This window comes from Actinomadura decatromicini, assembly GCF_008121305.1.
Classification (GTDB): Bacteria; Actinomycetota; Actinomycetes; order Streptosporangiales; family Streptosporangiaceae; genus Spirillospora; species Spirillospora syzygii.
Genome location: NZ_VSRQ01000001.1, coordinates 647,994 through 669,797 on the forward strand (window position 1 = coordinate 647,994; position 21,804 = coordinate 669,797).

The following is a 21,804-nucleotide window of genomic DNA, read 5'->3' on the forward strand; positions in this document are numbered from 1 at the left end:
TCAGGGAGAGGGTTTCGTGGCCCGGATCGAATACATCAGCGGCAGCCGGGGGTGGCCTTCGGGAAGGCGGTAAACGGTGCCGTGCCGTTCCAGCACGGCGAACCGCTGCCAGAGCGTGTAGTCGTGCTCGTGGAGGAATTCGATGCGGAGCCCGGCGCCGGTGAGGGCCGAGACGACCTCGCCCAGCCCGTGGACGAACTCGACCGACCGGCTGTTCTGGACGGGCGTGTCCGGGTCGGCGTAACTGCCGGTCTCGGGCTCGTCCCAGATCCGCGGGCCGTCGAGGAAATAGTCGAGGACGACCGTCCGGCCTTCCGCGTCGTCGAGGGTGTCGGCGAAAGGATGGAATTCGGCGAGATAGAGGAACCCGCCGGGGCGCAGCAGCGACGCGACGACGTCGGCCCAGCGGTCGAGGTCGGGCAGCCAGCACAGAGCGCCGAGGCCCGTGTAGACGATGTCGTAGGTCTCCCCGAGGGCGGCCGCCGCGTCGTAGACGTCGGACGTGACGAAACGCGCGGGGAGCCCCGCCGCCTCGGCCACCGCGCGGGCCGCCTCGACGGCCTTCCCGGAGAAGTCCAGCCCGGTGACCTCGGCGCCCTGGCGGGCCCAGGAGAGGGTGTCCAATCCGAAATGGCATTGCAGGTGGACGAGGCTGCGGCCGTTGACGTCGCCGACCTCGTCCAGCTCGAAGTCCCGCAGCGTCTGGTTGCCCGCCTTGAAGCCCGGCACGTCGTAGAAGTCGCTGGCGACGTGTATGGGGACCAGCTCGTCCCAGAGCGCCTTGTTGACGGCGTGGTGATCGGGTTCGGTCATGGGGGCGAGAATAGGTCGGCGGCGGCTCCCGGAGTTAGCGGGTTTTGACGGCCGGGTCGGTGAGGCCGGGGCGACCGGTCTCCAGGTGACCGGCCAGGCGGCGGACGAAGGCGGCGTCGGCGTCGCAGGTGACGGTGAGGTCGTACCAGTGCGAACTGCGCGCGGTCGGCACGCGGTGGTTCGCGCGCCCGCCCGGCCGGACCCTGATCTTCTTGGGCCGGGCCCCGTGCCCGTCGCCGTATCCGTCGCCAACCGTGAATTCGACCGGCTTCGCGCTCTTGTTGACCAGCGCCAGCCGGATCCAGTCGTTCTCGACATGCGCTTCGACGGTGAGCGGGGTGTCCGTCCGTCCGGCGAAGCGGCGGTGGAAGCCGTTCGGGCCGTGCGCGGAGATGTCGTAGGCGTCGCCGGTCCACGTCCCGGTGAGGACGCGGCCGGGCTCGACCGTGTAGGTGCGCGGGTCCTGCCCGGCGGCGGTGACGTAGAAGCACGCGCCCGCCTTGCCCGCCGCGGCGAACCGCAGGGTGACGCGGCCCGCCGCGAACGTGTCGGCGATGTCCAGGGCGTACGGCAGCGGACGGGTGTAGCGGCGGCCGCGCTCCTGCCTGAGCGGCTGCGCGGTGCCGGGAATCGCCGGGTAGAAGGTGGTGTGCCGGTCGCGGTCCGGCGGGAGGTAGCCGTCGGTGCCGGGCAGCCCGGCGGGCCGCGGCTGCGCGTGGGAGAAGTCGAACGCGCTGGTCAGGTCACCGCAGACGGCGCGGCGCCAGGGCGAGATGTTAGGTTCGCGCACCCCGAAGCGGCGTTCCATGAACTGGAGGATCGAGGTGTGGTCGAAGGTCTGCGAGCAGACCCAGCCGCCCTTGCTCCACGGCGAGACGACGAACGTCGGCACGCGCGGGCCGAGCCCGTACGGCCCGGCCACGTATCCGCCGCCGCCGGGGAAGTACTCCGTGGCGGTCTCGGCGGTGGACGCGCTCGCGGTGCCGGGCAGCGGCGGGTACGGCGGGACGACGTGGTCGAAGAAGCCGTCGTTCTCGTCGTAGGTGACGATCAGCGCGGTCCGGCTCCAGACCTCGGGGTTCGCGGTCAGCGCGTCCAGGACCCTGGCGATGTACCAGGCGCCGTAGTTGGACGGCCAGTTGGAGTGCTCGCTGTACGCCTCCGGCGCGGGAATCCAGGAGATCTGCGGGAGCCTTCCCTTCTTCACGTCGTCTTCGAGAATGGCGAAGTAGCTTTCGCCCTTGGCGGCCTTGGTGCCGGTGCGCGCCTTCTCGTAGAGCGGGTCGCCGGGACGTGCGTTGCGGTAGTTGTCGAAGTACAGCAGGGAGTTGTCGCCGTAATTGCCGATGAAGGCGTCGTCGGTCCAGCCCCAGCTGCCGTTGGCGTCCAGGCCGGTTCCCTCGTCCTGGTAGACCTTCCAGGAGACGCCCGCCTTCTCCAGGCGCTCCGGATAGGTGGTCCACCCGTACCCCTTCTCCTCGTTGCCGAGGACCGGACCGCCGCCCGTACCGTCGTTTCCGGTGTGGCCGGTGAGCATGTAGTAGCGGTTCGGGTCGGTCGCGCCGAGATAGGAGCAGTGGTAGGCGTCGCAGACGGTGAAGGCGTCGGCCAGCGCGAAGTGGAACGGGATGTCGTCCCGGTCGAGATAGGCCATCGTGTATTTCGACTTCGCCGCGATCCACCGGTCGTACTTGCCGTTGTTGAACGCCTGGTGCCCGTCGTTCCGGCCGTGCGGAAGGCCGTACAGGTAGCGCATTCCGAGGTCGTCCACCTCGGGGTGGAAGGGCAGGACGTCGGCCGTCCCGTCCGGCTGGTGGAAGATCGGCTTCCCGTCGGGCCGGACGACCGGCCGGGGGTCGCCGAGGCCGCGCACGCCCGCGAGCGTCCCGAGATAGTGGTCGAACGAGCGGTTCTCCTGCATCAGGACGACGATGTGCTCCACGTCGCGGAGGGTGCCGGTACGGCGGGCCGCCGGGATCTCGACCGCTCGCGCGATGCTCTGGGGCAGCGCGGAGAGCGCCGTCATCCCCCCGGCCAATTGCAGGAACCTCCGGCGGCTGACCTCGCTCATACCGTGCCTCCCGGCGACGAGACGGTTCGGGGCGTCCGAATCCCGACAGATCGTCATGGCCGCCGATGGCGGACGCGTATACGCGGCCGGAACGCCCGCCGAAGCTCTCGCGCCTACCGGTCCCAGTCGAAGTCCCAGTCGAACCGCTGCGTGGGCGGTCGTCAGCTCGGCGCGTCCAGGAGGCGGGGGACGGGCGTCCGCCGCCCGGTGGCCGTGGCCGCCGCGAACGCCGCCTCGCCCAGTTCGGTTCGCAGCGCGGCAGGGAGCGGGTCGTCCGGCGCGGCCTCCGGCGCGGCGGCGAGGAGTTCGGCGGCGCGGACGGGACGACCGAGCGCGTGCTCGGTCCCGGCGAGCAGCCGCAGGCCCGTCCCGATGAGGCGCTGGTCGCGGGTGGCGAGGCCGGTGGCGGCGCCCGCGCGCAGCAGCGTCCGCGCCCGCGCGTGGTCGCCGGTCGCGGCGGCGGTCAGGCCGAGGCCGAAGTGGCAGCGGGTCGCGCAGCGCAGGTCGCCGATCCGTAGGAACTCGGGCAGCAGCTCGGTGAACCCGGCCTCCGCCGCCGCGTGGTCGGCGCGGTGCCGGGCGAGGCTCGTCCGGTGCAGCTCGGCGTGCAGGCGCTCGTGCTCGTTCCCGGCGCGCAGGGCGAGCTCGGCGGCCTCGTCCAGCCAGGCGCGGGCCTCGTCGAGGCGGGTTCCGTCCTGGATGACCGTGTGGGCCATGTGGTTGAGGCAGTTGGCGCGTTTGACGTGGTCGCCGAGGCGTCCGAACAGGTCGGCGGCGGCGCTCTGCCGCTCCACCGACGTCCGCGTGTCGGCCGCGTTGAGCCCGAGCAGCGACAGGAGCAGCGCCCGGTGCCAGTCGTCGCCCAGCCGCGCGAAGCCCGCGACGGCGCGTTCCAGGTGCTCGGCCGCCGCGTCGCGGTCGCTGCCGTGGATCGCCGTCCAGCCGAGGACGAGGTCGGCGAGCGCGCGGTCCTCCTCGTCCACGGCGCGGGCCGACGCCAGGGCGGCGAACTCGCGGGCCCGCCCGGTGTCCTGGTAGCAGAACAGGACGCAGCAGGCGACGGCGGCACGCGCGCCCGCCGCGCCGTCCGGAAGCGGACGGCCGAGCAGCGCCTCCAGCCAGTCGAACAGCTCGCCGCGCGCGCCGAGCACCTCCCAGCCGGTGCCGATCCCGGCGAGGAACCGCCAGGCGGCGGCGGTGTCACCGGCGTCGAGGGTGCGGCGGACGGCCGTCCGCAGGTCGGTCCACCGGTGGTCGAACCAGCGCAGCGCGGCGCGCTGGTCCCGGCCGCGCAGGTCGGGGACGAGCGCCACGGCGTGCTCCAGGTGGTGGCGGGCGTGCCGGTCGCGGGCCTCGGCGTCCTCGCCGCGCTCGGCGAGCCCGCGCCGCGCGAACCGGCGGACGCTGTCGAGCAGCCGGTACCGGGTGGTGTCGCCGCCGCGGCGCAGCGCGACGAGCGACCGGTCGAGCAGCCGGGGGAAGACCCGCGCGAGGTCGTCCTCGGTCAGCGGCGGCCAGGCCAGCACCTTGGTCGCGGTGTCGTAGTCGAACTCGTGCGGGAACACCGAGCAGCGTTCGAGGAGCAGCCGCTCGTCGGCGTCGAGGAGGTCGTGGCTCCAGCGCAGCGCCTCCTCCAGGGTCCGGTGCCGGCCGGGACGCGCCCCTCCGGTCAGCAGCGCGAACCGGTCGTCCAGCCGGTCGAGCAGCTCGGCGGGGGTGAACGCCCTGATCCGGGCGGCGGCGAGTTCGATGGCGAGCGGCAGGCCGTCCAGGCCCCGGCAGATCTGCGCGATCCGGGCGGCGTCCGCCGGAGTGCCGGTGAAGCCGGGCGCGGCGGCCGTCGCGCGGTCGAGGAACAGCCGGACGGCGGGCGCGGCGAGGACGGCTTCGGCGTCGTCGTCCGCCGCCCCGGACGACAGCGGCGGGATCTCGTACACCACCTCCCCCGCCACGCCGAGCGGCCCGTGCCCGGTCGCGAGGACGCGCAGCTCCCCCGCCTCGGCCAGCAGCCCGGCGACCAGCGCCGCCGTCGCCGCCGTGACGTGCTCGCAGTTGTCGACGACGAGCCAGCACGGCCGCGCCCGTACCGCGGCCCGGATCAGCGGCCCGATCTCCCGGCCGCCGCCCTCCACGCCGAGCGCGTCCGCGAAGGAGCGTTCCACCGGATGTCCGGGCGGCACCGAGGCCAGGTCGACCAGGATGGCGCGCGGGAGCGCCGCCGTCAGGTGCGCCAGGTGCAGCGCCACGCGGGTCTTGCCGATCCCGGCCGGGCCGGTGAGCGTCACGAGCCGGTGCTTCGCGACGAGCCCGGCCAGCTCGCCGAGTTCGCGTTCCCGGCCGACGAAGGACGACAGCGGCAGCGGCAGCGCGCGGTCCCGGAGCCGCAGCCGCCCGGCCCGCTCGACCAGCGCCTTCCGCGTGTCCGCGCCGAACTTGCGGAGCAGCGCCGACACGTGGCTCTCCACCGTCCGCTCCGACAGCCGCAGCCGGTCGGCGATCTCCCGGTTGCCGAGCCGGTCGCCGACCAGCCAGAACACCTCGGCCTCCCGGCGGGTGACCCCGGCGTCCCGCAGCTCTCCCGGCATGGCCCCGCTCATCGCGCCTCCCGAATTCCGTACTGAGCACGGATGCGCCGCCCCCGTCCGGGGGCGTGGAATGGCGGAGCACCCCGCGAATGGTCTCCGGAAAGGAAACCCGATGGGAACTTCCGTCACCGATATGATCGCCCACGCCCGCGCGCGGGTTCGGAACCTCACGGTCGCCGAGGTCTCGCTGGCGCTGGAGGGCGGCGGCGTGACGCTGGTCGACCTCCGCGAACCCGCCGAGGTCGCGCGCGACGGCCATATTCCGGGCGCCGTTCAGGTGCCGCGCGGAATGCTGGAATTCCGCGCCGACCCCTCAAGCCCGTACCATGGCGCCGAACTGGACCCCGCGACTCCGACCATTCTGTACTGCGCGTCCGGCGGCCGTTCGGCGCTCGCCGCGCTCGCGCTCCAGGAGCTCGGCTACACGGACGTCGGCCATCTCGACGGCGGGTTGGCGGCATGGCAGGAGCAGGGCCGTCCGGTGACGTTCGAGCCGCCGGAGGGCACCTGACCATGAACGGACGGATCGGCGAGGAGTTCGCCCGCGCGGTCGCGGGCAAGGACCGCGGCGCGCTCCTCGCCCTGCTCGAACCCCGGATCGACTTCCGGGCCCTGACCCCCGGCCGACCCTGGGAGGCGACGGAGTCGGTCGAGGTCGTGGACGGGATCATCCTCGGCCACTGGTTCGGCCCCGACGACCGCGTGGAGGCCCTCGTCCAGGTGACCACCGGCGCCATGGCGGACCGCGAGCACCTCGCGTACCGGCTGCGCGTCCGCACCGGGGACGTCCTGTACCTGGTCGAGCAGCAGGTGTACTACGCGGTCGACCGCGGCCGGATCCCGTGGCTGCGGCTGATGTGCTCCGGGTTCCGTCCGCTCTGCGGGGGCGGCGCGGACGCCCCGACCGCGCCGCCCGCCGAGCCTATGCCGTGGGCGGGTAACTGACCGGTCCCTCGGCCGCGATCCCGCCGTTGACCACGGTCATCAGCCGGGTCGTGAACGCGAGCCGGTCCGGTGGGATCGTCAGCGGGTTCTCCCTGAGGACGACGAGGTCGGCGTAGTTGCCGGGCCTCACCGTGCCGCGCTCGCGTTCCTCGAACGACGCGAACGCCGCCCGCGACGTGATCAGCCGCATCGCGGCGGGGACGTCCAGCCGCTGGTCGGGCAGCCAGCCGCCGGGCGGGGTGCCGTCGAACTCGGTGCGGGTCACGACGCGCTGGAGCCCCCACATCGGGTCGAGCGCCTCGATGTCGAAGTCGGTGCCGCCGACCATCGGCAGCCGCGCCCGCAGCATGTCCCGCCACCTATAGGCGTAGGCCAGCCGGTGGCGGCCGAGCGCGTGCTCGGCGAACCGCTGGTCGGACGTCGCGAAGCTGAGCTGGATGCTCGCGATCACGCCGCCCCGGATCATCCGCTCCAGCAGGTCGTCCTCCACGACCTGGACGTGCTCGATCGCCCACCGGTCGCGCGGCGACACTTCGTTGTGCTCGTAGGCGTTCAGCGTCACCTTGAGCCCGCGGTCGCCGATGGCGTGGGTGGTGATGTTGAAGCCCAGTTCGCGGGCGCGGGCGACGTCGCGGTTCGCGCGCTCCTGCTCCAGGAAGAGGATCCCCGTGCGCGGGAAGCCGTACGGGTCGTCGGCGTAGGGACGGCGGAGCGCGGACGTGCGGGGGCCGAGCCAGCCGTCCGAATACAGCTTCACGCCCAGCACTTTCACCCAGTCGTTGCCCACGCCGGTCTTCCAGCCGAGCTTGGCCGCCTCCTCCATGCAGCCCCAGGCGACGCGCACCAGGAAGCGCACCTTCAGCTTGCCTTCCTCCGCGAGCTCGAAGAGGGCCTCGAGCGCGCCGAGGTCGCGCAGGCCCGCCTCGACGACCGTGGTGACGCCCTGCTTGGCCACCTCCTCCTGCATGACGAGGAGGTCGTTCTTCATCTTCTCGGTGACCGGGCTGTGGGCGTGAACGTCCACGGGCGTCTCGCCGCGCGCGTGGATCTCCACGTGCCGCTGCCCGGTGCGCCTGCGCGACTCGAACGCCTCCTTCTCGTCGTACGGCTTGTAGACCGGCCGGTACGCCTCCGGTCCCACGCCGGTCAGCGCCCGCGTGATGAGGTGCGTGTGCTGGTCCCGGAATCCGGGGCCGACGAACGCGCCGCGCAGGTCGACGCGGCGCGTGCGGTCCCCGGCCCAGCGGAGGACGTGGTGGTCGGAGCCGACCGCGACGATCCGCTTCCCTCGGACCGCCACCGCTTCGGCGGTGCCGTCCCCGGTCCAGACGACGCCGGAGTGCAGGACGAGGTCGGCCCGCGGGCCTGCCTGCGGGTCGGCCTGGAGGTCGGCGTGGTCGCCGGGCCGTCCGGCGGCGATCGTCCCCGCGGCGGCGGTTCCGGTCAGGACGAGGGCGGAGCGGCGGGTCATACGGGAGTCCATGGCACACCCTTCACATATCGGTCATGATCAATGTGAAGGAGCCCGGCGGGCTTGTCGACCCCCGGCGCGGGGCGGCTCAGGCCGGGGAGACGGCCGTCCGGGCGGCGAAGACGACGATGTTGTCGCGGTAGCTGCGCTTGCCGCGGTCGAACGTGCCGCCGCAGGTCACGAGCCTGAGACCGGGGTAGCCGAGCGGGCCGTAGACGCGCTCGGCGGGGAACCGGTCCTTCCGGACGCGCTCCACCGACTCGACGGTGAACAGGGCGGTCGTGCCGTCGGCGCGCGTCACCTCGACGCGGTCGCCGGGGCGGAGCCGTCCGAGGTCGTAGAAGACGGCGGCGCCCTTCGCGGAGTCGACATGGCCGAGGATCACGGCCGCGCCGCGCTCGCCCGGCGTGGGGCCCCGGTCGTACCAGCCCGCCTCGTCCGGACGTCCGGCGGGCGGCACCTGGACGGCGCCGTCCGCGTCCAGCCCCAGCCGGGCCAGCGGCGCCCGGACGCCGATCGACGGGATCGCCACCTCGACGGGCAGCGACCGAGCCAGCACCGGGCCGCGATGGTCGACCGTACGGGTCTGCGCCGCCCACGCGGGCGGCTGCGGCGGACCGTCCGGGCCGCGCAGCCCGAGCCCCACCAGGACGAGACCGGCCGCCACCAGAACGGCCGCCAGAACCCACACCCCGCGCATGATCCCTTTCACCCGCCCACGGAGAATCGCCGACACCTCAGGAATGGCTCCGGTGGCCGCCCGGAAAGGACGGCCACCGGAAATCCGCCATTACGCGGCCGCGCCGCCGCGCCGGCGGACGGCCAGGGCGCCGAGTCCGAACCCGCCGAGCAGCAGGACCCCGCCGCCCGCCAGCAGCGCCGTGCCGCCGCTGCCGCCGCTCCCGCCGCCGAAGCCCGTCGCGGGCCCGCCCTGCGGGGTGGCCTTCGCGGTCGGGTGGATCGGCGGCGTGGTCGGCTGCTGGGTCTTCGGCGGCGCCTTCCTCTCGAGGACCACGACCTCGCCGACCGAGCGGTGGCCGCCGCACCTGACCTGCACCGTGTAGGTGCCGGGCACGGTGTCCGTCTTGATGGTGGCGAGGCCGGACCGGCCGTCGACCTCCTCGGCGCCGTTCAGCGGGACGGCCCCGCCCACGAACGCGAGCGAGCCCGCCTCACCGTCGGTCACGCACTTCTTCCCCACGACGGTCACCTTGTCGCCGGGACGGGCCTGCTTCGGCTGGACGACCACGTCGCCGGTGTCCGCCATCGCGGGGGCGGCGAGCCCGACCGTCATGGCGCCGACGACGAGACCGAAGACGGTCGCCTTTCCGAATCGCATGTCCACTCCGTTACGACACGGTGGCTTACTCGACTTTCAGCTCGTGAACCCGTGCCCTCTTATGCCTTCATACGATGGGCGCCGCCCTTGTTTTGTTCGCGGAATTTCCGGGCCGGATCGAAACGGTCATGATCGGAATTCGCGACGGAAAGTTGGAGTGATAGCCGTCACATTTCAGCCGCTCGGCCGGAACCGGTAGAGCCGGGCCCGCACCTCGCCCTCCCCCTCCCCGTCCCCGTTAGGGGCGGACGGGTCGAAGACGAGCGTCACCCGCTGGCCGATCCGCACCTCGGCCGGGTCGCAGCCGACGATGTTCGTGAGGATCCGGGGCCCCTCGGCCAGCTCGACGTAGGCCACGACGTACGGGGTGAGCTCGCGGTATTCGCCGCGCGCCTTCCGCACCACCGTGTAGGTGTAGACGGTCGCCTCGCCCGACGCCGCGAACCACGTGATGCCGCGCCCGCCGCAGCGCGGGCAGAACGGCCGCGGATACCAGACGATCGTCGCGCACGACTCGCAGCGGGACAGCAGCAGCCGCCCCTCGGCGGTCGCGGCCCAGAACGTCTCGTCCGCGCCGGACGGGGTGAAGTCCGCTCGGGGCAGCGACGTGCCCGCGCCTTCTTGCGGCGTGCTCACGCGTCCTCCCGGCCGAGGACGAGGGTGGCCGCCGAGCTGCGCGTTGCGAGCCGTCCGCCCGAGCCGTGCACCACGGCGATACGGCAGTCGGGCACCTGCACCTCCGGCGCGGCCTCGCCGCGCAACTGGCGGACCGCCTCGATCATCCGCGCCATCCCTCCCCGGTTGTCGGGCTGGTTGTTGCACAGCCCGCCGCCGTCGGTGTTCATGGGCAGCCGTCCGTGCGGGGCGACGAGCGCGCCGTCCTCGACGAACCGTCCGCCCTCGCCCTTCTCGCAGAACCCGAGGTCCTCCAGCGCCATCAGGGCGGTGATGGTGAAGGAGTCGTAGATCGAGGCGTAGTCGACGTCGCCGGGCGTCACCCCGGACTCGGCGAACGCCGCCGGTCCCGACCACACCGCCGCCGTGTGGCTCAGGTCGGGCCGTCCCGTGCCGGTGCCCTTCGCCGCCTCGCCGTGTCCGAGGACGGCGACCGACCGGCGCGGCAGCCGCCGCGCGACCTCCGCGCTCGCGACGACGACCGCGCCGCCGCCGTCGGTCATGACGCAGCAGTCCAGCCGGTGCAGCGGGTCGCTGATCATCGGCGAGGACAGCACGTCCTCCACGGTGACGGCCTTGCGCAGGAACGCGTTCGGGTTGTGCCGCGCGTGCAGCGACGCGGCCACCTTCACCTCGGCGAGCTGGCGGCTCGTCGTCCCGAACTCGTGCATGTGCCGCATGGCGGCCAGCGCGTAGTTGTGAACGGTGTCGGTGATCCCCCAGTGCGTCTCGTAGTCGGTCTCCGGCGCCCCCGACAGGTTCGGTCCGGCGGCGAGCCGCAGCGTGCGCGGCCGTCCGCCCATCACGACCAGCGCCACCCGGCACTTCCCGGCCGTGATCGCCGCGGCGGCGTGCCCGACGTGCGAGAGGTAGGACGCGCCGCCCGTCTCGGTCGTGTCGAGGTACCGGCAGCGCAGGCCCAGGTACTCCGACATCGACAGCGGCCCCACGCCGGGGGCGTCGGAGTCGCAGAAGTAGGCGTCCACGTCGGACGGCGCCAGCCCGGCATCGGCCAGCGCCGCGAGCGCCACCTCGGCGTGGATCTCCGCCACCGACAGGTCGGGGATGTCGCGGCGGGGATGCTCGTACGCGCCGACGACGAACGCCTTGCCACGGATCGTCACGGGGCGGCCCCGTCCAGCTCGGCGGCGGCGGGCTCGAACTCCCGCACCCAGCGGTCGAAGCGCTCCGCGAAGTCGGGGATCTCCTCCATCGGGTAGTGCCCGACGCCCGGCATCACCTCGAACGCGGCGTGCGGGACGAGGTCCGCGACGCGCCGCACCCGGCTCGGCGGGACGAAGTAGTCGTCCTCGCCGGTGAGGATCCGCACCGGGCAGGTGATCCGGGCCAGCTCCGCGCGGATGTCGTGGGTGAGCGCGCCGTGGATGTCGCTGACGGTGATGTGCCAGTCCTCCCGGCAGTGCATCTGCGCGATCAGCTCCGCCCGCTCGGCCGGGACGGACTTGCCGCACGCCTCGATCGTCCCGAAGTAGGTGCGGTCGCGCATGCTCGGGGACGCGGCGTCCTCCAGCAGCGGGGACGGCGGCGGCCCGCCGTCGCTGCCGAGCACCCCGGACGGGTCCAGCGCCACGACGCCGGACAACTGATCGCCGGGGAGGCGGGTGGCGACGTCCAGCGCGATGCTCCCGCCGATCGAGCAGCCGAGCAGGTACGGCCGCTCCAAACCGAGTTTCGCGATCAGCCGCACGCACCACTCCGCGTACCAGGACAGGTCGCTGATCGGCCCGCCCGGCGCGGGCTCGGACCGGCCGTGCCCGGGCAGGTCGGCGACGACCACCCCGAAGCCCAGCTCCGCCAGGCCGGGCGCGACGTGCCGGTACTGCACGCCGCTCTGCCCCGCCGTGTGGACGCACAGCACGGTCGGGCGGTGGCCCGGCCAGGTCTCGACGAACGCCAGCCGCCCGTCGAACTCCAGGTACTCGGCGTCATGCACCGGTCGCCTCCAAGCTGGTGTCCGGGGTCGCGCCGCGCGCGAGCGCGCGGGCCTGGTCGATCATGATCATGACCGCCTTGATCATGCGAAGGTACTGGTAGCCGCTGCCCTGGACGCGGAAGTGCCCGTCGCTCGTCCGGCGGATGAAGTCGTTGGACGCGGCGCCGAGCAGCTCGACCCACGCGAGGTCCGCGCCCTCGACCGCGAACGTCGCGCCGTCGAGGGACTTGCGCGCGACGTCGATCACCGTCCCCCGGTAGATCCGGAAGTGCACCTGCCGGTCGGGCACGGCGAACGCGATCGCCCCGTCGAAGCCGCGCGTGGCGGCGGCGAAGCGCGGGTCGGCGGCGAGCCGGTCGCGCAGCCGCTCGCCCCACCGGACGGACGCGAAGTCGGCGTCCTTCCACGCGGCGGCCTCGGTCCGGCTCAGCTCGACGGGCGCGCTCCAGGCCACCGTCGAGCGGCACCGCTCGCGGTCGTGGTCGTCGAGGACGCGCACCGACTGGTGGATGGTCGCGCCCTCCGCGTCCGGCACCCGCCGCGTGACGGTCGCCTCCAGCCGCAGGCCCGCGCCGTCGCCGGGGGAATCCGGCGGGGGCCGCCGGTCCCAGCGCAGCGAGACGAGCTCCGCGCCGCCGGACGGGCGCACCTCGTCCAGCAGGCGCAGCAGAACCGACAGTTCGGCGGGGTACGCCGCGGCGTCGCGGGCCTCCGCGACATGGCGGGCGCTGCGCGAACGCGCGCCCACCGCCATTCCGGCAGGGTCGGCCATCAGGTCCTCTCTTCCTTCGCTAGCGATCGGCCGGGCGCGACGCCGCGCCGGCGTCGAGGTCCGGCATGCCGAGTTCGCGGGACAGGGCCTGGGCGTGCGCCGCGACGCGCTCCCCGATCGCGCGCACCTGCTCGTCGGGGATCCGGTACGTCGGGCCGACGACGCTGAGCGCGGCGGCGGGGCTGCCGTCCGGCCAGCGGACGGTCGCCGCGATCGCCGTCACGCCGTCCTCCAGCGTGTGGCTCGCGCTGACATAGCCGAGGTCGCCGCAGCGGCCGCGCAGCGCGGTGCCGATCGCGGTGTCCTTCAGCGGGACGGTCCGGCCGAGCCACCCGCTGTGCCGGATCGACTTGCCGCTCTCGGCCATCCGCGCGTACAGCACGGTGTCCTGCGGACCGCCGACGCCGAGGTAGGAGCTCTCCCCGACCTCGTCGCGGAGCGCGGCGAGATGCGGCTCGGCGAGCCGGTACAGCGGGACGCTGCTCATCGACGTCACCGCCACCTGGATCAGCCTGCTGGCGCCGTGGTAGGCGCCGTCGCCGTCGCGCCGGACGAACTCCGTCGCCTCCAGCGTGCGCAGCAGCCGGGACGCGGTCGCGGGAGACAGGTTGACCCGCCGCGCGAGGTCCACCAGGCCGAGGCCGTCGTTGGTCGCGACCTCCACCAGCAGCGTGAGAGCCCGCTCCACGGTGCGCGTCGGCACCCGCCCGTTCTCTGTCGACACCCTCTGGTCCTCCATGTCGTCTGAGCCGTGTTCTGGGCCGTGATCTGCGGTGGTCGGCGGGGCGGTCGGCCGGATGGTCGTCTTGCGCCGAGTGCTTGCCTCGCCCCCGACCATATGCTTTCATCTAGTGACCTTCGATTTTTACTAGATGACAGGGTTGCAGATGAGCGGCGGGCTGTCCAGCCAGAAGACACCGGTTGAGGTCGATCTCGTGATCGCCCACGCGGCCGAGGTGCTGACGTGCCGGCCGCCGTCCGGGCGGGGCGTCCGCGGTGCGGAGCTCGGCCGTCCGGAGCGCATCGCCGACGGCGCGCTCGCGATCGACGGCGGCCGCATCGTGGCGGTCGGCCCGTCCGCCGAGGTGCTCGCGCGGCACACCGGACGCGAGGTGCTCGACGCCGCCGGACGGCTCGTCACGCCCGGCTTCGTGGACACGCACACCCACCTCGTCCACGACGGATTCCGGCACGAGGAGTGGGGGCGCAAGGTGCTCGGCACGCCGGGCGGCTCGCTCGCCTCGGGCATCGGGCGCACCGCCCGCACGACCGGCGCGGCCGGGTTCGAGCGGCTGCGCGACGGCGCGCTGTCCCGGCTCGACACGATGCTGGCGCACGGCACGACCACCGCCGAGGCGAAGTCCGGGTACGGGCTGACGGCGGCGGCCGAGCGGCGGCTGCTCCAGGTGATCGCGGCCCTCGACCATCCGGTGGACGTCGTCGGAACGTTCCTAGGCGCGCACGTCCCGCCCCCGGGAACGCCGCGCGACGCACACGTGGACGACGTCATCGCGCAGCTGGGCGAGGTACGCCACCTGGCCGAGTTCTGCGACGTGACCTGCGACCCGGTGGGCTTCACCCCCGCCGAGTGCATGAAGATCGCCCGCGCCGCGGACGAGCACGGCTACCGGCTGCGGTTCCACGCCGACCAGACCGGCCACGGCGAGGGCACGGAGACGGCGGTGGAGGCGGGCGCCGCGTCCGCCGACCACCTGGAGCACGTCACCGACCGGGCGATCGGGATGTTCGCCGACTCGGACACGGTCGCGACACTGCTGCCCGGCGTCAGCTACCACCTGATGGACATGGTCCCCGGCCCCGGCGGGGACGGCTGGTCGGATCCGCGCCGCCCGCGGCTGGCCGAGCGGTACCGGCGGCTCGTCGACTCCGGCGCGCTGGTGGCGCTCGCGACCGACTACAACCCGGGCAGCAGTCCGAACCTGTCGATGCAGGCCGTCCTGCAGCTCGCGGCGCGGCTCTACCGGCTCGGCTACGGCGAGGTGTGGCACATGAGCACGATCAACGCCGCGGTCTCGCTCGGCCGGGACGCCGACATCGGCAGCCTGGAGGCGGGCAAACGGGCGGACGTCGTGATCTGGAACGTTCCGTCCCACGAGCACGTCGTCAACCGGTTCGGCGCCAACCTCGTGGCCTCGGTGATCAAGGACGGCGCCGTGCGCGCCCCGGCCCGGCGGGAGGACGGCGATGCTTGAGCCGCTCGACGACCAGACGCGGGACCTCCGCGACACCCTGCGGGAGTTCTGCCGCAGGGAGGTCATGCCGGGCGCGGCGCACCGCGACGCCGCCGCCGAGTACCCGGCCGAGCTGTTCGCGCGGCTCGCCGAGATGGGCCTCATGGGGATCACCGTCCCCGAGGAACTCGGCGGACTCGGCCTGGACATGACGACCCAGGTCCTCGCGATGGAGGAGATCGCCTACGCCGACGCCTCCCTCGGGTCGGTGTTCGCGGGCCACTACCTCGGCATGGAGACGCTGCGCCAGTTCGGGTCGTCCGGCCAGCGCGAGCGGTACCTGCCGGGCCTCGCCGCCGGGACGTTCCGGGTCGCCTTCGCCCTCACCGAGCCCGACGCGGGCTCCGACATCTCCCGCATCCGGACCCGCGCGACCCCCGGGCCGTACTTCCGTGGGGAAACGACCCCCCACGCCGCCCGGAACGGCCTGGACGGCTGGACGATCACCGGCACCAAGACGTTCATCAGCAACGCCCGCGAGTCGGACGCCCTCACCGTGTTCGCCATGACCGACCCCGGCGCGGGCATCCGGGGCATCACCGCGTTCCTCGTCCCCACCGGGGCGGACGGCGTCGGCTTCTCCGCACCCATCGAGAAGCTCGGCCTGCGCGGCGAGCACGCCTACGAGGTCGCGTTCGACGACGTCCGGGTCGGCGCGGACGCCGTGCTCGGCGAGCCGGGCGGCGGCGGGCGCATCGCGCTGGAGGTGCTCAACAGCGCCCGCATCGACGTGGCGGCGCTGGCGAACGGGGTCGCGATGCGCGCCCTCGACCTCGCCGCCGGGTACGCGGCGGCGCGGGTCCAGTTCGGCCGTCCGATCCGCGAGCTGCAGGCGATCCAGATGCTGCTCGCGGAGATCGACGCGCTCGTCCAGTCCGGGCGGCTGCACGCCTACCACGCGGCGGCCCTCCGCGACCGGGACGAGGACGTCCGGCGGGCCGGTTCGCTCGCCAAATACGTCGCGAGCGAGAACTGCTTCCAATCCGTCGACAAGGCACTCCAAATCCACGGCGGCTACGGATTCGTGAAGGAAAGCGAGATCGAGCGTCTCTACCGGGACTGCCGGATCTTCCGGATCTACGAGGGCACCTCGCAGATCCAACTGCTCACCGTCGCGAAACTGCTGGCCAGGCAGCACGACCGGCACGGGACCGTGGTGTAGCCGCCACGAGCGGCACCGGTTCCCACTCCCCTTTAAACACCCCCTCTTTGAACACCCCTCTTAAACACCCACCGACACTCCCCATCGACCCACGACATGACGCGCGGCTCGGCACGGCAAAGGCCGACGCCTCTATTTGGAGTTCGTGTGATGGTAGACATCCTGAGAGAACCGGTGACCGGGCGAAGCGTCTGGACGGCCGCCGACATCGGCGCCGAGGACTCCTACGCCCGGAGGTTCACCGAGGACGACCTCCTGGAGTTCGACCGGGCGCTCGCCCGCGTCCGGGACAAGAGCGCGCAGGAGGTGTCGAAGCGCGACTTCCCGCTGCCCGGCTTCGCGGAGAAGGTCCGCGACGTCGTGGACGACCTGGAGCACGGCACCGGCTTCGTCCTCCTGCGCGGCCTCCCGATCCACGACCGGTACACGGTCGAGGAGGCCACCAAGATCTACTGGGCGATCGGCCTGCACATGGGCGAGCTCGTCCCGCAGAACCGCAAGGGCGAGCTGATCGGCCACATCCGGAACCTCGGCGCGAAGGGCCACAACGCGCGCGGCTACGCGACCGCCTCGGCCGCCGCGTTCCACACCGACCAGACCGACATCGTCGGGCTGATGTGCCTGCACCCGGCGCGCAGCGGCGGGATCAGCCTGGTCGCGAGCGCGATGACCGCGTACAACGTCGTCCTGGACGAGCACCCGGAGTGGCTCGACATCCTCTACAAGCGGTTCCCCACCGACTGGGTCAGCGAGGAGCCGCCCGGCAGCCCCGGCTGGTACTACTCGCGGCTCTACTCCTACGTGGACGGCCTGCTGTCGGCGGCCTACCGCACCGGCCGGATCCTCAGCGCCACCCGGTTCCCCGACGTGCCGAGGCTCACCGCCCGCGAGGTCGAGTGCCTGCTGTTCCTGGACGAGATCCCCACCCGTCCCGGCATCGCGCTCGACATGACGCTGGAAGTCGGCGACATCCAGTTCGTCAACAACTTCGTCACGGTGCACAGCCGGACCGGCTTCGTGGACGACCCCGACGACCCGGACTTCCAGCGGCACCTGCTGCGGCTGTGGGTGAGCCGTCCCGACACGGGACGGGTCGTCTGCCCCGAATACCACTACTGGCGCAGCGGGATCTCGCGCCTGGAGTGGGCGCGGTCCGCGTGATCCCCCGGCCGACAGCGATCAGGAGCACATCGTGACGACAGAGGTTCTGAACCGGCCGGTGACCGGCCCGAGCGTGTGGACCGCCGACGACCTCCAGTCCGGCGAACCGTACGTGCGGCATTTCACCGACGCCGAGCTGGACGCGCTCGACGCCGCACTCGACGCCGAGCCGGGCCGCGACCCGGCGCGGCGGGACGCCCCCATCCCCGGCCTGGAGGGCCTGGTCTCCGAGCTGGTCGAACGGCTGGAGGACGGCCACGGCTACGCCGTCCTGCGCGGCCTCCCGCTCGGGACGCGGTTCACGCCCGAGCGGGCGTCCCGCGCCCACTGGACGATCGCCCGGTGCCTCGGCGAGATCGTCCCGCAGAACGGGAACGGCGAGCTGGTGCGCGTCCTGGCGGACGCCCGCCATCCCGAGCAGGCCAGCGGCACCTACCACAGCAAGGCCGGGGCGCCGTTCCACACCGACCCCACCGACGTCGCGAGCTACCTCTGCCTCGCGCCCGCGCGGAGCGGCGGCGCGCGGGTCGTGGCCAGCGCGGCGACCGTCTACAACGCCCTGGTGAGCGAGCATCCGGAATGGCTGGAGCTCGTGTCCAAGGAGTACGCCACCGACTGGGAGGGCGAGGGACCGTCCGGCGAGCCGGGCTGGAGCCCGCGGCCGATCTTCTCCGTCGCGGACGGCGTCCTGAGCTGCTCGCTGGCCACCAAGCGGATCATGAGCGCGATGCGGTTCGAGGCCGTCCCCCGGCTGAGCGCCGAGGAGATGACCTTCCTCATGTACCTGGACTCGCTGCTGCGCCGTCCGGGGACGGCCGTCCACGTGCAGCCGCGGGCCGGGGACCTGGAGTTCGTCAACAACTACGCGGTGATCCACTCGCGGACGGGGTTCGTCGACGACCCGGCCGACCCGGCGTACCGGCGCAAGCTGGAGCGGCTGTGGATCAACCGGGGCGCGGACGGACGTCCGCTGGTGCCCGCGTTGCGGCGGTGGCGGGCCGGGATCGCATGAGGACCTCCGCGCGTCACTCCTCGGCGAAGGTCATGTGCTCCTCGGACCAGTCGTCCAGCGGCCCCATGGCGTGCCCGGCCCACTCCCGCAGCCACGCCATGCCCGCGGTGACGACGTGCCGGGGCGCGGAGCCGAGCTCGGCGGCCAGGTCGCGGGCGGCGGTCAGCGCCTCCCCGGCGGGGACGACGTCGGTGACCAGCGCGTGCGCGGCGGCCTCCTCGGCTCCGAACCGGCGGCCGGTGAGCGCCCAGCGGAGCACGACGTCCGGCCTGACCCGGCGCACCACGTTGGGCGCCGCGCCCATCGGAAAGAAGCCGAACTGCCCCTCCGGCAGCCCGAACCGCGCCGCGCCGCCCGCGACCGCGTACGTGGACGCCCCGACGAGCCCCACCCCGAGGCCGAGCGCCCAGCCCTCGACGGCCGCGACGACCGGCAGCGCGCTCGTCCGCACGGCGCGGAGGAGGCGCGCGTGAGGGGTCTGCCGCCACGGGACGTCCGCCGGGTCCGGTGCGGGTTCGGCCATGTCGGCGCCGGAGGAGAGGTCGCCGCCCTGGCCGCACAGCACGATCGCGGTCACGGCGGGGTCGGCGTCGAGGCGCGCGACCGCCTCGACGAGGAGGGTCGCGGTCGCCGTGTCGATGGCGTTGCGCCTGTCCGGGCGGCGGATCTCGACCAGCCCGACCGGACCGGTCACGTCGATGCGCAGGGGTTCGGCACTCACGCGCTGCTCCTCAGGGTGGGCGGTGCGGCCGATCGTATCCACGGCACACCCGAAGGGAAGGCACGCAGGTGGACGAAGTGACGGACGTCCACGCGACGGTATACGCGCTGCGTGCGGCCGGGCTCAAGCTTTCCGCAGACGAGATCGTGCGGATCGCGTCCAGCCACCGGGGCCTGCGCGCGAAGGCCGACGCGCTGTCCGAGCTGGACCTGCGCGACGTCGAGCCGGTCGACCCGGTCGCGATCGCGCGGACCCGCGCGCTGCCCGGCGAGGACGCCCCATGACGTCGCCGCTGACCCTGCCGCTCACCATCGAGGACGCCGCCGAGGCCCTCCGCTCCGGCGCGGTGACCTCGGAGGCCCTGACCCGGACGGTCCTCGACCGGATCGCGCGGCTCGACGGCGCGCTCGGCGCGTACGTCGCCGTGACCGCCGACGAGGCGCTCGCCGCGGCGGCCGACGCCGACGCCGACTTCGCGCGCGGGATCGACCGGTCGCCGCTCCAGGGCGTCCCGCTGGTGGTCAAGGACCTCATCGCCACCCGCGACGCGCCCACCAGGGCGAACAGCGAGGTGCTCGCGCCGGGCTGGGGCGGCGGCGCCGACGCCCCGGCCGTGGCGCGGCTGCGGGCGGCGGGCGGCGTCCTGCTCGGCAAGTCCACGACGAACGAGTTCGCGTGCGGGCTGCCCGAGCCGCCGTCCCGCTTCCCGTTCCCGCGCAACCCGTGGAACCCGGAGCACACCGCGATGGGCTCCAGCTCCGGGACGGCGATCGCCGTCAGCGCGGGCCTCGCGCTCGGCGGGCTCGGCACGGACACGGGCGGGTCGGTGCGCGGCCCGTCCGGCGCGAACGGCTGCACCGGGCTGAAGGTCACGTTCGGACGGGTGCCGAAGAGCGGCGTCGTCCCGTGCGCGTTCACGCTCGACACGGTCGGGCCGATGGCGCGCAGCGCCTACGACTGCGCGTTGATCCTCGACGCCGTCGCCGGGCACGACCCCGGCGACCCGCACTCCTCGCCGCTCCCCGCGGACCGCTACGCCGACGGGGCGCGCGTGGGCGGCGGGGTCGAGGGGCTGCGGATCGGCGTCCCGACCGGGTACTTCCTCGACTCGCCGCTGCTCGACGGCGAGGTCCGCGGCGGCGTGCTGCGCGCCGCCGACGAGCTGGCGCGGGCCGGGGCGACGATCACCGACGTCGCCGTCCCGTACGCCCAGGAGGCGAACGACGCCAACAACGTCACGTTCCTGTGCGAGTGCTTCGCCTACCACCGCAGCGACCTGGTCCACCGGTGGGACGACTACGGAAGGACGACGCGCGAGCTGCTGGCGCGGGCGGCGTTCTTCACCGGCGCGGACTACGTCCAGGCGCAGCGGGTCAGGGCCCTGTTCCGGCGGGCCCTGGCGGACGTCTTCGCCGAGGTCGACGTGCTCCTCACCCCGGTCGCGCTCACCCCGCCCGCCCCGGTCGCGACGGCGGACTTCGCCGCCGCCCTGCTCCGGCCGGGCTTCCAGGCGCTGTGGAACGCGGCCGGGCTCCCGGCGGCGGCCATGCCCTGCGGGTCCGCCGCGTCCGGGCTCCCGCTGTCCGTCCAGGTGGTCGGACGACCGTTCGGCGAGGGCACCGTGCTCCGCGTCGCCGACACCTACCAACGGCACACCGACTTTCACCTGAGGGTGCCGCCGGCCGCGCGCGACGGAGTCGCACACCCGGGGGGCGAGCGGTCATCGCATACAGCACGAGAAGGAGCAGGATGACATGTCTTCCCAGCGAATGCGTCCCCCCACGGGGCACCGCCGCGGACGGCTCGCGGCGCTGATCGCCCTCGCCCTGGTCGCGACCGGCGCCGCCGCCTGCGGCGGCTCGGACTCCGACTCGGGCGGCGACTCCAAGACCCTGGTCGTCGCCGGCTGGGGCGGGTCCTTCACGGCCGCGAACAAGGAGTTCTTCTACGACCAGTTCACGAAGGACACCGGGATCAAGGTCACGATCGCCACGCCCGGCGGCGGCTTCGCGGCCAAGGTCGCGGCGCAGCGCGCGGGCAACAACGTCGAGTGGGACCTGCTGGAGGCGCCCGGCGGCGACACCTCGAAGCTCGTCCTCGACGGCAACCTGGAGAAGTTCCCGCAGTCGCTGATCGACACGATCACGCCGCTGGTGGCGGACGGCGCGATCCGTCCGAGCGCGTCCGAGCCGTACTACCTCGACCACGGCGGGACGGTGAACCTCATCGGCTGCAACACGAAGCTGGTGAAGAAGTGCCCGACGAAGCCGTCGGAGTTCTTCGACGTGAAGAACTTCCCCGGCACGCGCGGCATCACGGCGAACAACCCGATCTTCACGAGCCTGTTCGCGCTGGAGGGCGACGGCGTCGACCCGAAGCAGTTCTTCCCGGTCGACGTGGACCGCGCCATGAACGCGCTCAAGAAGATCAAGCCGAACGTGCAGGTCTGGTCGACCAGCCCCGCGCAGATGCAGCAGGCCGTCGTGGACGGCGAGGTCGGCATCATGCAGGCCCCGAACACGGTGCTCGTGTCGGCGAAGAAGCAGGTCCCCGAGCTGAAGCTCTTCTGGGACGGCGGCCTCCTCTTCGACGAGGGCTGGTGCGTGACCAAGGGCGCGAAGAACAAGTCGGCCGCGTTCGAGTTCATCAAGTGGTACGCGCAGCACCGCGAGGCGCAGGCCAAGTTCACGGAGAAGATCTACAGCGGCACCGGCGGGCGCGACATGCAGAAGTACCTGTCGCCCGACGTGCTGGAGAACCTGCCCATCAACAAGACCGGCGTGACCCTCGTCGACGGCAAGGCGGGGGCGAAGCAGCAGCAGGAGCTCGGCAAGGAGCTCCGCGAGATCCTCGTCGGCTGACCGCGGGCGC

The 21,804-nt window shown here is 73.2% G+C and carries 21 protein-coding genes; 9 read left to right on the forward strand and 12 right to left on the reverse strand.

The window, feature by feature from the left end; all coding sequences use genetic code 11:
* The 3 genes from FXF68_RS02475 to FXF68_RS02485 all read right to left on the reverse strand — a co-directional run bounded on the left by FXF68_RS02475 (position 1) and on the right by FXF68_RS02485 (position 5,481).
* Positions 1-813 (reverse strand): class I SAM-dependent methyltransferase, encoded by an 813-nt coding sequence (locus FXF68_RS02475; protein ID WP_187437677.1) that lies wholly within the window; start codon positions 811-813, stop codon positions 1-3.
* A gap of 34 nt (positions 814-847) precedes the next feature.
* Positions 848-2,884 (reverse strand): phosphocholine-specific phospholipase C, encoded by a 2,037-nt coding sequence (locus FXF68_RS02480; protein WP_148757255.1) that lies wholly within the window; start codon positions 2,882-2,884, stop codon positions 848-850.
* Between the two features lie 161 nt (positions 2,885-3,045).
* Entirely contained in the window at positions 3,046-5,481 is a 2,436-nt protein-coding gene (locus tag FXF68_RS02485; RefSeq protein WP_148757256.1) for an ATP-binding protein, read from the reverse strand.
* Between the two features lie 100 nt (positions 5,482-5,581).
* Here FXF68_RS02485 and FXF68_RS02490 point away from each other — a divergent pair, with 100 nt between their 5' ends.
* Positions 5,582-5,980, forward strand: coding sequence for a rhodanese-like domain-containing protein (locus FXF68_RS02490; RefSeq protein ID WP_148757257.1), 399 nt, complete (start codon positions 5,582-5,584; stop codon positions 5,978-5,980).
* A gap of 2 nt (positions 5,981-5,982) precedes the next feature.
* Positions 5,983-6,414, forward strand: coding sequence for a hypothetical protein (locus tag FXF68_RS02495; RefSeq protein ID WP_187412129.1), 432 nt, complete (start codon positions 5,983-5,985; stop codon positions 6,412-6,414).
* Here FXF68_RS02495 and FXF68_RS02500 read toward each other — a convergent pair.
* From FXF68_RS02500 to FXF68_RS02535, 8 genes are all read right to left on the reverse strand, one after another.
* A complete protein-coding gene (locus FXF68_RS02500) occupies positions 6,392-7,897 on the reverse strand; it encodes an amidohydrolase (protein ID WP_148757258.1) in 1,506 nt (501 codons plus the stop codon). The genes FXF68_RS02495 and FXF68_RS02500 overlap by 23 nt on opposite strands.
* Before the next feature lie 76 nt (positions 7,898-7,973).
* Positions 7,974-8,585, reverse strand: a complete 612-nt coding sequence (locus FXF68_RS02505) for a class F sortase (protein WP_148758161.1) — start codon at positions 8,583-8,585, stop codon at positions 7,974-7,976.
* A 90-nt stretch (positions 8,586-8,675) separates the two neighbouring features.
* Entirely contained in the window at positions 8,676-9,224 is a 549-nt protein-coding gene (locus FXF68_RS02510) for a hypothetical protein (RefSeq protein ID WP_148757259.1), read from the reverse strand.
* 174 nt (positions 9,225-9,398) lie between these two features.
* On the reverse strand, positions 9,399-9,860 hold the full coding sequence (locus tag FXF68_RS02515) for a Zn-ribbon domain-containing OB-fold protein (RefSeq protein ID WP_222869776.1): 462 nt from the start codon (positions 9,858-9,860) through the stop codon (positions 9,399-9,401).
* Positions 9,857-11,023 carry a thiolase domain-containing protein gene (locus FXF68_RS02520; RefSeq protein WP_148757260.1) on the reverse strand — a complete coding sequence of 389 codons (1,167 nt, stop codon included), beginning with the start codon at positions 11,021-11,023 and terminating at the stop codon, positions 9,857-9,859. Before FXF68_RS02520 ends, FXF68_RS02515 begins: the two co-directional genes overlap by 4 nt.
* A complete protein-coding gene (locus FXF68_RS02525) occupies positions 11,020-11,853 on the reverse strand; it encodes an alpha/beta fold hydrolase (RefSeq protein ID WP_148757261.1) in 834 nt (277 codons plus the stop codon). The genes FXF68_RS02520 and FXF68_RS02525 overlap by 4 nt, the downstream gene beginning before the upstream one ends.
* Positions 11,846-12,625 carry a hypothetical protein gene (locus FXF68_RS02530; RefSeq protein WP_148757262.1) on the reverse strand — a complete coding sequence of 260 codons (780 nt, stop codon included), beginning with the start codon at positions 12,623-12,625 and terminating at the stop codon, positions 11,846-11,848. The genes FXF68_RS02525 and FXF68_RS02530 overlap by 8 nt, the downstream gene beginning before the upstream one ends.
* A gap of 19 nt (positions 12,626-12,644) precedes the next feature.
* Positions 12,645-13,349 carry an IclR family transcriptional regulator gene (locus FXF68_RS02535; RefSeq protein WP_187437678.1) on the reverse strand — a complete coding sequence of 235 codons (705 nt, stop codon included), beginning with the start codon at positions 13,347-13,349 and terminating at the stop codon, positions 12,645-12,647.
* Positions 13,350-13,497: 148 nt separating this feature from the next.
* Between FXF68_RS02535 and hutI the strand changes: the two genes are divergently transcribed.
* From hutI to FXF68_RS02555, 4 genes are all read left to right on the forward strand, one after another.
* A complete protein-coding gene (hutI, locus tag FXF68_RS02540) occupies positions 13,498-14,838 on the forward strand; it encodes an imidazolonepropionase (RefSeq protein ID WP_148757264.1) in 1,341 nt (446 codons plus the stop codon).
* Positions 14,831-16,039 carry an acyl-CoA dehydrogenase family protein gene (locus FXF68_RS02545; RefSeq protein ID WP_148757265.1) on the forward strand — a complete coding sequence of 403 codons (1,209 nt, stop codon included), beginning with the start codon at positions 14,831-14,833 and terminating at the stop codon, positions 16,037-16,039. The genes hutI and FXF68_RS02545 overlap by 8 nt, the downstream gene beginning before the upstream one ends.
* 174 nt (positions 16,040-16,213) lie before the next feature.
* The gene (locus FXF68_RS02550) at positions 16,214-17,200 is read left to right on the forward strand and encodes a TauD/TfdA family dioxygenase (protein WP_187437679.1); all 987 of its coding nucleotides are present in this window, start codon (positions 16,214-16,216) and stop codon (positions 17,198-17,200) included.
* Positions 17,201-17,231: 31 nt separating this feature from the next.
* Positions 17,232-18,212 carry a TauD/TfdA family dioxygenase gene (locus FXF68_RS02555; protein WP_187437680.1) on the forward strand — a complete coding sequence of 327 codons (981 nt, stop codon included), beginning with the start codon at positions 17,232-17,234 and terminating at the stop codon, positions 18,210-18,212.
* Positions 18,213-18,225: 13 nt separating this feature from the next.
* Here the strand turns inward: FXF68_RS02555 and FXF68_RS02560 are convergent, their stop codons facing one another.
* The gene (locus FXF68_RS02560) at positions 18,226-18,933 is read right to left on the reverse strand and encodes an enoyl-CoA hydratase/isomerase family protein (RefSeq protein WP_187437681.1); all 708 of its coding nucleotides are present in this window, start codon (positions 18,931-18,933) and stop codon (positions 18,226-18,228) included.
* A 68-nt stretch (positions 18,934-19,001) separates the two neighbouring features.
* On the opposite strand from FXF68_RS02560, the gene FXF68_RS02565 reads away from it, so the two are divergent.
* Genes FXF68_RS02565 through FXF68_RS02575 form a run of 3 tightly spaced genes read left to right on the forward strand, consistent with a single transcriptional unit; the run spans position 19,002 to position 21,794 of the window.
* Positions 19,002-19,217, forward strand: coding sequence for a hypothetical protein (locus FXF68_RS02565; protein ID WP_148757269.1), 216 nt, complete (start codon positions 19,002-19,004; stop codon positions 19,215-19,217).
* Positions 19,214-20,686 (forward strand): amidase, encoded by a 1,473-nt coding sequence (locus FXF68_RS02570; protein WP_148757270.1) that lies wholly within the window; start codon positions 19,214-19,216, stop codon positions 20,684-20,686. The genes FXF68_RS02565 and FXF68_RS02570 overlap by 4 nt, the downstream gene beginning before the upstream one ends.
* 1 nt (position 20,687) lies before the next feature.
* On the forward strand, positions 20,688-21,794 hold the full coding sequence (locus FXF68_RS02575) for an extracellular solute-binding protein (protein ID WP_148757271.1): 1,107 nt from the start codon (positions 20,688-20,690) through the stop codon (positions 21,792-21,794).
* Positions 21,795-21,804: the final 10 nt, after the last annotated feature.

What these genes read in the sequence shown, in the direction of transcription:
- FXF68_RS02490 (WP_148757257.1), top strand. Translation starts at nt 5,582, where the DNA reads ATGGGAACTTCCGTCACCGATATGATCGCCCACGCCCGCGCGCGGGTT.
- FXF68_RS02500 (WP_148757258.1), bottom strand. Translation starts at nt 7,897, where the DNA reads ATGGACTCCCGTATGACCCGCCGCTCCGCCCTCGTCCTGACCGGAACC.
- FXF68_RS02570 (WP_148757270.1), top strand. Translation starts at nt 19,214, where the DNA reads ATGACGTCGCCGCTGACCCTGCCGCTCACCATCGAGGACGCCGCCGAG.
- FXF68_RS02530 (WP_148757262.1), bottom strand. Translation starts at nt 12,625, where the DNA reads ATGGCCGACCCTGCCGGAATGGCGGTGGGCGCGCGTTCGCGCAGCGCC.
- hutI (WP_148757264.1), top strand. Translation starts at nt 13,498, where the DNA reads ATGACAGGGTTGCAGATGAGCGGCGGGCTGTCCAGCCAGAAGACACCG.
- FXF68_RS02475 (WP_187437677.1), bottom strand. Translation starts at nt 813, where the DNA reads ATGACCGAACCCGATCACCACGCCGTCAACAAGGCGCTCTGGGACGAG.
- FXF68_RS02545 (WP_148757265.1), top strand. Translation starts at nt 14,831, where the DNA reads ATGCTTGAGCCGCTCGACGACCAGACGCGGGACCTCCGCGACACCCTG.
- FXF68_RS02495 (WP_187412129.1), top strand. Translation starts at nt 5,983, where the DNA reads ATGAACGGACGGATCGGCGAGGAGTTCGCCCGCGCGGTCGCGGGCAAG.
- FXF68_RS02510 (WP_148757259.1), bottom strand. Translation starts at nt 9,224, where the DNA reads ATGCGATTCGGAAAGGCGACCGTCTTCGGTCTCGTCGTCGGCGCCATG.
- FXF68_RS02480 (WP_148757255.1), bottom strand. Translation starts at nt 2,884, where the DNA reads ATGAGCGAGGTCAGCCGCCGGAGGTTCCTGCAATTGGCCGGGGGGATG.
- FXF68_RS02505 (WP_148758161.1), bottom strand. Translation starts at nt 8,585, where the DNA reads ATGCGCGGGGTGTGGGTTCTGGCGGCCGTTCTGGTGGCGGCCGGTCTC.
- FXF68_RS02575 (WP_148757271.1), top strand. Translation starts at nt 20,688, where the DNA reads ATGTCTTCCCAGCGAATGCGTCCCCCCACGGGGCACCGCCGCGGACGG.
- FXF68_RS02485 (WP_148757256.1), bottom strand. Translation starts at nt 5,481, where the DNA reads ATGAGCGGGGCCATGCCGGGAGAGCTGCGGGACGCCGGGGTCACCCGC.